This window comes from Bartonella taylorii 8TBB, from assembly GCF_902825155.1.
Classification (GTDB): Bacteria; Pseudomonadota; Alphaproteobacteria; order Rhizobiales; family Rhizobiaceae; genus Bartonella; species Bartonella taylorii_A.
Genome location: NZ_CADEAG010000002.1, coordinates 1 through 12,499 on the forward strand (window position 1 = coordinate 1; position 12,499 = coordinate 12,499).

Here is a 12,499-nt window from a genome sequence, read left to right on the forward strand (position 1 = left end):
AACGCCCAGCAACAAAACCTCCCAAAGCAAGGCTTATCAGCATAACGATAAGAGAACCAATGCCAAAGGAGAGAAAAGAACCTTCCAATGGGGTTGAGGAGGTGAAATCCATTTGGCTTAAGCCTAATGCTGCAACTAGAAAAGAGAGGCAGATAGATGTGGCGAAAGCTGTCACCAGTCCAGCAAAGATTGCTGACCATGAAATGGGTGTGTAGAAAAAGGAATATTCTTTCTCTAGGGATGTTTCCCCTAGAAAATGAGTATCGAAGGGTGTGTTTTCAGGAATGCGGGTTTCCATGTGTTTATCTCCTTGAATAATGCTGGAGATACAATGCCTTTTTACCGATTATGTTCCAAAATGGACAAATGTGCGCCAAAAATGGAGGGGAAATACCCAAAACAAATGCTGATAATCATGCGCTGATTATCATACCAAAACGATGATAAAACGTCTTCTTAAAAAACTTTAGTCTCGTGCTAGTTGATTGAGAAAGTGTGTTTTATGAGAGATAAATACTCTTAAAGAAAATAAAAGCTTTATAATAAAGCATTTATATATTTCTGTTAATAAATAAAAAATAGAATTATATTTATATAACAAATAATATAGCATTTATTATAATAAGTAATATTCATTTTTTAAATTACAAAGTGTGCCTTTTTTATGCAACATAAATATACATTATCATTCATTATACTTATCGTATGTTTATCGACAGGAGGTCTGATTTCTACAGACATTTTTCTGCCGGCACTTGGAGAGATGCGCCAATACTACCAAGTAACAGAATCCCAGATTCAGAGTGCTGTAGCAATTTTTCTGTTTGCATTGGCACTTGGGCAGCTTATTTATGGACCACTGAGTGATAATTTTGGGCGTAAAAAAACACTTCTATTTGGCTTATTTTTGTGGTTGTTTACCACTCTCAGTGTGCTTTATACGGATAATATTCACGTTTTTCTTGCGTTACGTTTCTTACAAGGTCTCGGAGCTTGTGCAGGGATTGTTTTAAGTCGTGCTATTATCAATGATTTGTTAGATAAAAAGGCAGCAGGAAAGCTTTATTTGATTGTTTTCCCCTTTATTGGGATGTCACCAGCGCTTGCACCTTTAATTGGGGGGCTGTTGTTACAAGCTTTCAATTGGCATGCTACTTTTATCTTTTTAAGTCTTTTTATATTCTTTACCATTTTGCTCTGTTATTTTGTACTAACGGAGACATTACCTCTTCAAAGGCGTCAGCGTTTTTCACCTGTGGGATTTATCAAGGGGGGGGGCGCGGTGCTTAAAAATAAACAATTTATTTTTTATGCACTTATTCCGTGTTTTTCTTATGCGGCATATTTTGCGTATATTGTGGAATCGCCTTTTTTACTTACAACTTTAGGTTTATCACCGATATATATTGGTTATAGTTATATTGGTGTCTCATTACCCTATATTTTGGGGAATCTCGTGGCGCGATGGCTTTTTAAGCGAGAGTCTATGGAAAGAACTGTATGGCGCGGGTATATTATTTTTGTTATAGGAGGAATGCTCTTTGCTCTGCAAATGTATCTAAGTCCATGGCCACTTGTGACGAGTTTTGTAGCTATCGCAGTTCTTACTTTTGGTAATGGTTTTTTATTGCCGTTAGGAACAGCGTTGGCGATTTCGTCGCATCCGCAAGCTGCTGGGACAGCTTCTGGTGTTATGGGAGCCTTACAATTAGGAAGTGCTGCACTAAGTGCTGCGGTTATTGGAAAGATCTCTGGACACAGTCCACGGGTGATGGCGATCTCATTGGCTGTATGCTGTCTATTAGGGTTTATAATTTATATTCGAAAAGCGCATGATTTTATGCATTTGGAAATAGATTGAGTGAAGTGATAAAAAAGATCGTGCAAAAACGTTATGATGTTATTTTGCTTAGACGGAAATGACAGACCCTGAGAGTGAATTTTAATGATGCTCATTTTCTCGAGCATGCTTAAAGTTTATTGTAGCTTAGTTTATAGCTGATACAATCAGTTATTTCGGCGGTTATTACAGGTGATAAGCTTATACGCGGGAAAGTTTCGCCATGTCTATATTTTATGCGTTATAGTCAGTAGGGAAGTTTCTGCTACAATTCACGTTTTGAAACAAGAGGGGTGGGGTGTAGATAATGGGACTTCATATTGTTATTCTTTCTCCTGTGATGCCAATTTGGGATCGTGGCGTTTTTTGTTCCTCGTTTACAAAGCTATGCTTAGCAAAAGGATTCCAAATTACTCTACTTGATACACTGTCCCTTTTTCCTAATAATTCTTCTTTTTCTCATAACTCTCCCATAGGAATTTTGTCTGTTATTACAGAGAAACTTGAAAAATATTTTAAGGAATCCTCAGTGTTCGTGGGGTTTTCTATGGCTGGGACATTGGTACAAATGTTGGCAGCGCAACTTCCAAATGTTCGGGCTGTGCTCGCTGTGAATGCTCCAGGCTATCCAGATAAGACTTTGCAACAACGACTTGGATCTGTTCTTACTTTATTGGAAAATGGTGATCTGTCGGCAGCTCTAGAAACACTTAATGTTTTTATGTGTCCTCGTGAGGTCATGAAAAAAAGAGTCTTATTAGAGATTCCTGATGAGCAAAAGAATTTGGCAATTGAACGTATGACGAGAGGATTTAAATTCTTGTTGGGAATGGATGCTAGGGATGAGATTATTAAATACACTGGAAAGTTTTTAGCTTTGGTAGGTGAAAACTCACAACTTGCAACCGTAGATAATCAAACGAGAAGTCATTGTATGCATCATGAATATAAGATTATCTCTGGTGCTGGTACGCGTTTGTGGGAGGATAATCCTACTATGACGGATGCAGTCATTGATGAATGGATTGATAGATTATGAAAAAGAAAATTCTTGTATTACCTGGTGATGGGGTGGGGCTTGAGGTCTGTGATGCTGCGCTGATGGTCTTGGAGCAATTTCAATTGCCTATCGAGTTTACTTATGGCGATATTGGTTGGGAATGTTGGAAACAGGAAGGAGATTCTGTTCCTCAAGCCACTTGGCAAAAAATCACTGAGAGTGATGCTGTTTTACTTGGAGCTGTGACCAGTAAAGGAAAAGAAACGGCTTTAAAAGAACTTGCACCGCATTTAAGGGAGAAAAAACTTGCCTATGTTTCGCCTGTTATTCAACTTCGCCAAAAGTTAGGTTTGTTTGCGAATATACGCCCTATCAGATACATTTTCGGTCCGAGAAAGCCTTTTCAGTTTTGTGTTATCAGAGAGAATAGTGAAGGCCTTTATGCGGGATTAGATTTTCGTGGAATAACTCCTGAAACAGCCGCCTGGTTAAAACACCCCAATTTAGAAAAATATGGTCTTGAGGAGGCTGCGTGGACGGTCCGTTTGCAAACACGCTTTGGTTTAGAGCGGTTATTTGAATACGCTTTTTCTTATGCACGCAAACACGGATTTAAGCGGGTTACTTTTGCTGATAAACCAAATGTTATGCGGGAAAGTGGACAATTTGCTCAGGAAATTTTTGAGAAAATCGCGCAAAATTATCCAGAAATCGAAGCAGATATTCATAATGTTGATGCGGTTGCTTTGTGGATTGCAACAAAACCAGAGCAGTTTAGTGTGATTGTTGCTGAAAACATGTTTGGCGATATTCTCTCTGACCTTGCTGCTGGAGTGATGGGCGGATTGGGGCTTGCGTCTAGCGCAAATGTAGGCAGCAAAATTGCTTATTTTCAACCAGTTCATGGGAGTGCACCGCGCATTGCTGGACAAAATAAAGCAAATCCTTTTGCCATGCTTTATACCACGGCTTTACTCTTGGAGCATTTAGGTTTTCAGGAGGAGGCAAAACAATTATCTCAAAGTGTTGATCAGGTTATTCGCATTGGAAAAACTGTCACTTATGATTTTGGAGGCGTAGCCTCTACACGTCAAATGGCTGAAGTTGTTCTTAATTCTCTTGTGAAGCCTGTCTCTGTTTGTCGTGCAGCAATTATTACGGTGGGTGATGAACTCCTTTCAGGACAATATTTGAATACGAATTTGCAGTATTTGAGTCAGAGTTTAAACAGGAGAAATATCCAAGTAACACAGCATTTTGTTTGTGCTGATCAATTACAGCAAATAAGTGAGACAGTGATTGCTTGTCTTGGACAAGAAGATCTTATCATTATCAGTGGGGGATTGGGACCAACATCAGATGACAAAACACGTGATGCGGTTGCTCAAGCCGTACAGCAGCCTTTGGTTCATCATGAAGCTGTTTGGCAAACGATAAAAGGTCAATTACAACGGTTAGGTATTGCACCTGATGCCAGCAATGCGCGTCAAGCGTTGTTTCCAGAAACAGCAACCGTACTTGACAATCTTACTGGTACAGCACCAGGGTTTTATCTCTCTTGTTTTGGAAGTACGCTTGTTGTTTTGCCTGGGCCGCCATCACAGGCTCTTGCGCTTTTAGAGAATTATTTAGAACACAATGAGAAGAAATATTCTTCTGTATCGCGTGCTCAATATGCATGGACTTTGATTGGAATTGATGAAAGTACAATTGCCCAGTGGGTTGATTGTCATCTTGAAAATGAGCCATTTGAACGGCATTTTTTATGGAAAAGTCCTTATGTTTTGGTGCAATTGGTTGGTGAATCAGAAGCGCCTTTGGCGCAGCATTTAATCGAAGAATTTGAAAATCATTTTCGCCCATATTTGGTTGGTGCAGAAGTTACTACTGCTAGTAAACAATTGGCAATGCGTGCAGAAGTTCATTGGTTTGCGACTGATCCGCACCTTTTACAATATTTTCACTCAACAGAAAAAAGTACAAAAAATGTTCCGAAGCTTGAGGTTGAGGTTAGCTTGTCACCTTCTTTGGAGATACTAGAAAATCAAGAAGAAAGTCTTGGACATGCTACTATAACTATACGGATGAAAGGCTATGATGATGAGCGTGTAACTTTTCCCTATACACGTCCGCTTTTAGGTGTAGTCTTACAGGAATATGCGGCTTGGTTAGTTTTAAAAAGATATTTGCAAACGGAGAAACGCCAATGATACTCTTTAGGGATTTAGGAATATTCTCCACATCATTTTTTTGTTGTTTGGGTTAAAGAAAGTGCTCTATTTGATAGTCTAGATCGTTTATATTTACTAGCGTTTCCTTTGACATCAAACAATAGCTAAGCGGTATTAATAAAGGTAAAATATTCTACTCTAAATGCTTTTACAGAAAAAATCTCGGTATTATCGTTCAGGTTTTGTTCGGGATATTGCTGGGGCTAGAGCTCACCATTACCTTTTTTGCAACAAATATTTATATAGTTTTGGGTGAAAATCATAAGGATACATGAATTGTAAAGGGATTTTTGTTCCATGATAAAACCACAGTATCTCTTGAAGATTGTTTTATTCAGTTCAAGAAAGATTTTTTGCAAGCGCTGATTTAGAGATGAGGGATATGCTTTTAAGAAGAGAGATAGAGAAAACTTCTTTATGAAAAAATAAGAAGGGATCTTAATTATTTGTGACTGTACAGAAAAAGTTTGCGAGTTTTGTAGGAAATACACAGTGAAGAGTTAATCGCGAATATGCATTTTTTATGGGTCTGCCAATAAATCGACATAAAGATATCATGAGTACACTTCTCATGTTTTTATATCGCACGATGATTAGTTCTTATGCCTTTTGTGTGGCGATATCTGGTTGTATGTTGTTCAACACGCATTTCGTGTAATATCTGTTGTAATGTGCGATGGTGTTTTTGAACTAGAAAAGGCAGGATTTCTATGTATCAGATTGATTATAACAGTTATCGTTCTACCAAGAGCTTTAGTCGTCGTGTTCATTTTCTTATCATGCATTATACCTCCCTAAATTTTAAGGAGTCAGTTATGGCTCTCACAGGAGAGAGAGTTAGTGCTCACTATCTTGTTCCTGATCCATCAGAGCAGACGTATATTGAGGCAGGGTTTAAGGATATGCGTATCTTTAATCTGGTAGATGAAAACGAGCGTGCGTGGCATGCGGGTGTGAGTTCATGGGCGGGGCGTAATAATATAAATGATACCTCTATTGGGATTGAAATAGTCAATTTAGCTACTGGTCATTCTGATAGTGTAGAGCAGACGTATGTTGAAGTAGCTTTAAAGGATGCGCGTGTTTTAAATCTCGTTAATAAAGATGGGTGCCAATTACAGACTAATGTTTGTTCATGGGCTGAGGGCACTCATGTGAGTGGTACAGCTCTACAGTTTGAGACAATTAACCTCACTACTTACAATAATGCAGATTTTGTATTTCCTCCTTATAATCCAACGCAAATTGATGCAGTTAAGGAACTGGCATTGAATATTCTTCAACGGTATCCAGATATCATGCCAGTCGATGTTGTTGGACACAGTGATATTGCCATTGGAAGGAAGAGTGATCCAGGGGCAGCTTTCCCGTGGAAAGAACTTTATATGGCTGGTATAGGGGCATGGTATGATGATGAACTAAAAGATCATTATCAAAAAAAGTTCTCTAAGGGTCTTCCAGCTAAAGAGGATATTTGGGCTAAACTGAAATGTTATGGATACGATATTTCGGTTGCATGTACCGAAATTGGATATAAGAATTTGATCCGAGCGTTTCAACTTCATTTTCGTCAAGAAAATTATGATGGGATTTTGGATGTTGAAACAGCGGCCATTATTTACGCTTTGGTAGATAAGTATTTTCCGTCGAATAATTCAGTGCATCTTTATTAAAATGCGCATAATTCTCATAGTGTGTGTTTTCTATGACCAGTGTTTTTTTATTTTGTCTATTGGGTTTGTGTGAAAGAGGCTTGCTTACGGTGTGAGAGAAAAATTCCATATAAAGCTATTCATGGAAAAAGCTCTGTAGTTTGAAGAGGTAAACTTTAAAACCCGTTTCTTTATCGTTTATGAAACACCCTCATTTAAAAAGAGGTAACCTCCTATGGACCGTCTCTATGCAAGATCAGTTGTAACATTGGGAGCTGGTAAATAGAATGATGGCATGCGCACTGCAAAGAATATAGGTGCCAATGTTTTCAGGGTTTTGAAAAATATACATCAATTCTACTCTTAAGAGGATATTTTTGACGTATTTACAAATACTCAAGTTGTAAAGAATTTCGTTATTTATTTTAGCATGATCATTTTTACTAAAAATATTTCTATGATCAATTGTCTAATGCATTGAAGCTATATCCTGCTCATTTTGTTTTATTTTGAAGATATTTACACAGCTTTGATGATAAATTCTCTAGTGATAAAAATCTGCATTATTTATTTAAATCACATGTGTAAGGCTTGTGAAGGCATTCATCGAGAGGTTCATTTGTTTGGAATGTTGTTATAACAGTAAGCAGCTTTTTGCAGAGATAGTGGCAAAAAAACATCATGAGATAGTGTTATAGTTATCCTAGGGAACTTCAAAGATTAAAAACTGGCAACATACGTTGCCAGTTTTTAAAAATATAGTTCAAAGGGATTAGAATGAGCGCTGGAAGCGAATCATACCTTGTAAAGCACTTTTCCCATGCAGAGCATGTGTATGTGTTGTAGCATTGTCGATGCTTTTTAAGGAGCGATCATCGTTCCAAGAAACATAAGTGAGCTCTGGTGTGATCACAAAGCCTGGAACCAGCGTGTATGCAATATTCACAGAAGTTGCAAAGGTTTTGACAGCGCTATAGGAAACTTGAGCGTTCAAATCTGCTTTTGGAGTGAGTTTGTAAGTTGCACCAGCCCAAGCAGCCCATTTGCCTCCCCAGTTTGCGTAGATTGTTGTGTTCTGTCGTGATAATACATTGTTTTCATCTTTTGTGTAGTAATCAACACTATTTTTATAGCCAGCCATTACCCATAGGTTAAAATGATCATTGACGTTGAAATCTACACGTACTTTACCAGCCCATTTTTTGTAATAAGCATCATAAGCGGCAACTGTTGAAAAACCACCCCATTTTTGCATAAATTTTATACCAAAAACCAGATTAGGAGTGTAATTTTTTATCCCTTTACTTGGGAGACGGTCATTAGGAACAATAGCAATTTTATCATCATTATCGATATAGTAGTATGTATCCTCGATAGGGGCAGGACCTGAGGCGTTGCCTAATTCGGCTCCGATAATGGCAGAAAAGCCAGAGTCACCACTAAAGGTGTAAGAAATAAAATTGGTACGTGTGTTACCAGCTGGTGCTATGCTGTCATCATTTAGAACGTTTCCATAACCACCGGTCCAACTGTTGAAAATTGTGTCATCAAGACCTACGCGAAAACCACCCAGTTCAATGTAAGCAGCGGAGAGTGTTGCGCCAGCTTTTTTAGCACCATCACCCCAGCTTGAGTAGATGCGTGCATAGGAACGGAGTGTGCCCATTTCTGTTTCAGAAGCGGCTTGAAAAACAAGGGTCAATCGTGATGATGCACTATAGGTTTTTCTTTTTTTTGCTAAGTCAGCATCGGTTGTTGCATCAACGTCATCACCACCTAGAAAATCAGCGCGGACATTTCCTGACAAACGCATGCAAGTCTCTGTTCCGGGGATATAGAAATATCCTTTCCCGTATGCATCGCAAACGCGAATATATTCTACAGGCTCTGGTTCTGGAATCACTGTGGAAGCTGCTTGTGCTCCAGAAATTGCTAAAAAAGCTGCTGTAGAGCTTAAAAAGAGGGATTTAATATTCATAGTGGATCTCCAATGAAAGGTAGTTTAATCTTTTCTAGGGAATATTATTTGCTCAACTCATGAAAGGCAAAAATACGCGATACTTATATTTCTAGCTATACTTATCTTTTTCAAAGATACAAATATGAAATTATCTTTCTGAAGGATATTCGTGTACTATTCAAGGCGGTGTGGCAAAAAAGGCACAATTTTTGTTTTGTTAACTTTTTATCCTCTTGGGGGTCACTAAAAAGGAAAAACTTTAGATATTTTTGAAAAAAATCGAAAATGTCTTGAAGTTTCTGTTGATACCATTTATGCACGTCCTTGGAGAGGTGGCCGAGTGGTCGAAGGCGCTCCCCTGCTAAGGGAGTAGGGCTCAAAAGGCTCTCGAGAGTTCGAATCTCTTCCTCTCCGCCATTCATCAATAAAATCAAGGGTTCATAAATAAGGCTAGGCATTTTTAGTGCTTTGATTTATTTTTTCCTATCCCGACATTTTTGTAGTCTTTTTGCTTCGAGAGTGTATCTCTTGCGGTTTGCAGTTTTTACTGTGTAGCGATGCTCTGTTTGTTGTTAAAAGATATTTTTTTACGCTCTAAAATTGGATTATCTTCTAAAAGCTCCTTGTCAATTGTTCATTTAAAAAACATTGCATGCTTTCAGAAAATTTTGAGTAGCTACAGAAAGTTTCTTTGTATTATTGAATTGTTGTATGAACTGTTTTTGGGTAGTTTTATGTGAAGTGTCAAAATTCGAGGTTTTCATTAAAATGGGTTTTGGGAGCATTAGAATGAGTTTTAGAGATGTTGCACAGTTTTTTGCTACGATGTTACTCAGTTTGAGCAATCATGCAGGCTAAACCTTAATAAGGTTACCTAAATCTTGGGGGATGATATCTTTGTAATTTTAAAAGCACAATTTTGTCGTTTTTAATAGACGTTCGCAGTTCATAAACTTTTTGTATCCTATGCTGTGGTTTGTGTTCTTTACGCACAATTACTATACAACTTTACCGCCTTGAGTGTTTTGTTATCACAAGATAAGAAGAGATTGAGTGTGGCTTGATTTATATGCTGATGCCAAAGTTATCATCATATCGTTTTATAAACCTATTAATGTGTTTGGATGTGTTGTTGTTTCAGGTACTTCGATTCCGGTGAGCAATAATAGCTTTATGATGTCTGCGTTGTATTTTGAAATGTTTCGATGTGCAGAAGGTCAAAAAAGCATAAGATATATTTCAAAAGAAAACATTTGGAGATGGTAATTGTATGATTTTCTTCTCATATAGATTTGCGAGAGAGCGTCATCCATCTCATGATAAACAAACCACACATGAAAAAAGTCACGGTTGGTAATATAAGATAATAAGAAGGTGACACTTTTGCAGGAAGAAGAGAGATAACGCTTAACACGGCGATTGAAAATATTCTTCCGCTGAAGGATACAGCGCCAACAACACCGGAAATATGCTGAGTTTGTTTTTGGGTAAGCTCTGAAAAAACAAACTTTTTGCGCCTATCGGTACAGTGCAAATGAAACTATGAATTAACGAAAATGCGATGATTGATGCAGTGGTTTGATTGCTATGGACGAAAAAATAAAGCGCTATGCACATAAGGGCAGAAAAAAAGGAAAAATATTTTACAGAATTCTTATATTTTTTATCAAAGACGTGATACTTAGACATCAGTAAATTGGAAAAATATTGCGCTGAGAAGGCTCCGATATGGCAGCACATTAATATTAACATCTGTGAGCCGTTGAGGTGATTGATTTTTCCCCCTGAGAGTATTATCGGCTGCCAGAAGTGATAGATAATCTGAATACCAGCGCTGAAAAGGCACATCAGAAAAACAAACCATGCTCCTCCCACGGTGTTTTGAAATATCCAGAGCGTTTCTTTAGCATTTTGTAGGATGGTTTTTGTTTTTGTCCCTTCACTTTTTGATTTCGTCTCTTCAGGAACAATAAGAAATACAAAGAGAAGTACCCCCATCATCAGGCACGAGATGATATATCCCATGAAATATTGCTGCGAGTAATATATCGTTGCAATTCCTACGATACCACTCATAACGCTTCCGAAGGAATTTACTTGGTGAGAAAGATGCGCATAATGCGAAAAGAGATCCTGTTTGTTGCCTAGAGAATGGTAAATCCATCCGTCAATGGCGCTGACAATAAGACAAATTCCTGCTGCATAGAAGATCTGTGAAATGATAAGTGCTGTCATATTGGGGGCTTGAAGGCAGAGAATATAAAACAATCCAGTCATGAAAACTCCAGCTGTGACCGAGTATTTACGCCGATATTTGTCAGCAAAAACAGCACAGGGAAAATCAAGGAGCAAGACGGTTCCCGAAAAGGTGATTTGCAGCAGAGCCAATTGGGATAGGCTAGCACCCATAGACATCAAAAAAATGGCGTGATAAACACCGATCAACATCCGTACTGCGTGGTAGGATCCATAGGTTACAGCGAGTGTTCGGGGTCTGTTCATTGTTTTGTTCCACAGACTTTGCAGTGAGGATTCTTTTTTAAGGAACGCTCTTCTGTGAAAAGTTTGCTGCTCCATATCCCTACACGGCGATTAGTGGAAAGTAGATCACCATAACCACCCAAAAATTTAAGAGCATCATTGGCGCACATTGAGGCTGAAAGAGCATTTACGGGGGAAAAGGTTGCAACTTTAAAGTTATTATTGATAGCAGCACAAGCTTTATAGATTAAGTGGTCACTTTTTGGGGGGAGATTTCCTATGGATGAGCTGCATGCGTAGCAACCAGTTTGTTCAAGTATGTAAAAAGAGCCAAAACATCTATATCATTGACATAGCCGGAATTTATATAAGCTTGTTTTTTTGTATATACCATTCATTTATCTGTGGTACTAGTTAATCAAGTATATCAGCAGAAGTGATCCATAAATCAGCTTTGGGTAATTTGTTGATATTTTCTTTTTCAGTAATTAACATTTGTAATTCATGAACTTCTTTTTGCTGTTTCTTTGTATCAGTTCACGTTGAAGAATAGTTGTTTTAAGAAATCCACTATCTTGTTCAATAAAGAGAATAGGTTGGCTATATCGACTCATTGTGCGGTGAGAAGTACCAAATTCTTCCAGTAGTTTCGATCATTGATAACAAACTACTTCGCAATTTTATCCAAAAATTGTATTACTTTCTTAGGCGGGAAATACAGGTATATTCCCCCAAATATATTGCGGTTCTATCGGCTTCCCCCCTTAATTTCTATGTTTTTATTATTCGCCATGTGTGTGACAGAGGCAGGTTATGTCGAAACGGCATTATTGTAAATACATTTTTATGATAGAGGATGCATATTTCTATAAAAATAGTAATGAGGGCAAGCTTTAGATAAGTCAGCTTTAGTATGTAAGTATATTGACAACCAATGATTGCTTCTTAGGTACATATTGATAGACAGTTGTTAATCGTTTTGATTGAATTTTTTACGATAAGAAAGCTATTGTATGCCAGTAATAGACTAACAGAGGTGGCTAAAAAATGGGGTATATCTGTGCATTTTTATTTTCTATAGAAATTGGCAACTTTCTTTACCTTAAAAAGATATACAAAATCGATAAGGAAATGTAACATAAATACATTTGGTGCCCAAAAGAGGACTCGAACCTCCACGCCTTGCGGCACAGGTACCTGAAACCTGCGCGTCTACCAATTCCGCCATCTGGGCTTAAGATTCATCTAAGCTTGTGAAACAGCTCTGTCAATAAAATTATAAAATTTGTTTTTCAGCTCAAAATTATTGAGTTAAACTCCTTATGTCCACTACGA

Annotated in this window: 5 protein-coding genes, 2 tRNA genes and 2 pseudogenes; 5 read left to right on the forward strand and 4 right to left on the reverse strand. The window is 37.9% G+C overall.

The genetic code is table 11. The features are described 5' to 3' along the window. Positions 1 to 298, reverse strand: a pseudogene (locus tag J7R13_RS02215) (DUF3792 domain-containing protein); the annotation flags it as partial. A 366-nt stretch (positions 299 to 664) separates the two neighbouring features. On the opposite strand from J7R13_RS02215, the gene J7R13_RS02220 reads away from it, so the two are divergent. The 4 genes from J7R13_RS02220 (at position 665) to J7R13_RS02235 (ending at position 6,744) form a co-directional block, all read left to right on the forward strand. Next, complete coding sequence (locus J7R13_RS02220; RefSeq protein ID WP_208437288.1) at positions 665 to 1,861, forward strand: multidrug effflux MFS transporter; 1,197 nt, start codon at positions 665 to 667, stop codon at positions 1,859 to 1,861. 286 nt (positions 1,862 to 2,147) lie between these two features. Continuing rightward, positions 2,148 to 2,879, forward strand: coding sequence for an alpha/beta fold hydrolase (locus J7R13_RS02225; protein ID WP_208437289.1), 732 nt, complete (start codon positions 2,148 to 2,150; stop codon positions 2,877 to 2,879). Next, positions 2,876 to 5,050 (forward strand): isocitrate/isopropylmalate dehydrogenase family protein, encoded by a 2,175-nt coding sequence (locus J7R13_RS02230; protein ID WP_208437290.1) that lies wholly within the window; start codon positions 2,876 to 2,878, stop codon positions 5,048 to 5,050. The genes J7R13_RS02225 and J7R13_RS02230 overlap by 4 nt, the downstream gene beginning before the upstream one ends. Before the next feature lie 731 nt (positions 5,051 to 5,781). After that, positions 5,782 to 6,744 carry an N-acetylmuramoyl-L-alanine amidase gene (locus J7R13_RS02235; protein ID WP_208437291.1) on the forward strand — a complete coding sequence of 321 codons (963 nt, stop codon included), beginning with the start codon at positions 5,782 to 5,784 and terminating at the stop codon, positions 6,742 to 6,744. Between the two features lie 751 nt (positions 6,745 to 7,495). Here J7R13_RS02235 and J7R13_RS02240 read toward each other — a convergent pair. Next, complete coding sequence (locus J7R13_RS02240) at positions 7,496 to 8,701, reverse strand: porin (protein ID WP_208437292.1); 1,206 nt, start codon at positions 8,699 to 8,701, stop codon at positions 7,496 to 7,498. 308 nt (positions 8,702 to 9,009) lie between these two features. On the opposite strand from J7R13_RS02240, the gene J7R13_RS02245 reads away from it, so the two are divergent. After that, a tRNA-Ser gene (locus tag J7R13_RS02245) sits at positions 9,010 to 9,100 on the forward strand. A gap of 865 nt (positions 9,101 to 9,965) precedes the next feature. Here J7R13_RS02245 and J7R13_RS02250 read toward each other — a convergent pair. Together J7R13_RS02250 and J7R13_RS02255 are read right to left on the reverse strand one after the other, a co-directional pair. Beyond that, positions 9,966 to 11,185, reverse strand: a pseudogene (locus tag J7R13_RS02250) (MFS transporter). A gap of 1,128 nt (positions 11,186 to 12,313) precedes the next feature. Continuing rightward, positions 12,314 to 12,398 (reverse strand) — tRNA-Leu (locus J7R13_RS02255). Positions 12,399 to 12,499 lie beyond the last annotated feature (101 nt).